The organism is Flavobacterium succinicans LMG 10402 (assembly GCF_000611675.1).
In the GTDB taxonomy this organism is placed as follows: Bacteria; Bacteroidota; Bacteroidia; order Flavobacteriales; family Flavobacteriaceae; genus Flavobacterium; species Flavobacterium succinicans.
The window spans coordinates 1-291 of the sequence record NZ_JATV01000047.1 but is presented as its reverse complement, the minus strand read 5'-3'; the positions used below and the strand labels follow the sequence as shown (position 1 = coordinate 291).

Annotated in this window: 1 protein-coding gene; it reads right to left on the bottom strand. The window is 40.2% G+C overall.

Features of this window, described 5'->3' with window-relative positions; translation table 11 throughout:
- Positions 1-291 (bottom strand): aldehyde dehydrogenase family protein (locus AO58_RS17465; protein WP_035718054.1); only part of this gene is annotated, 291 nt, incomplete at both ends.

Below are 291 nucleotides of genomic sequence, written 5' to 3'. Positions count from 1 at the left end.
ATCAGAAGTTAGTAATTCTCCAATTTTATAATCGCCATTGATCAGGCATGAAATTCCTTCCGGTAAATTATTTTCTTTGATAACCTGTGCCATAATGTTTTGACAAGCGATACCACAAAGAGGTGTTTTTTCTGAAGGTTTCCAAACGCAAACATCACCGGAGATCCAAGCCAGAGCGGTATTCCATGCCCAAACGGCAACCGGAAAGTTGAATGCTGAAATAATACCGACAACTCCTAACGAATGATATTGTTCGTACATACGATGTCCCGGTCTTTCAGAATGCATAGT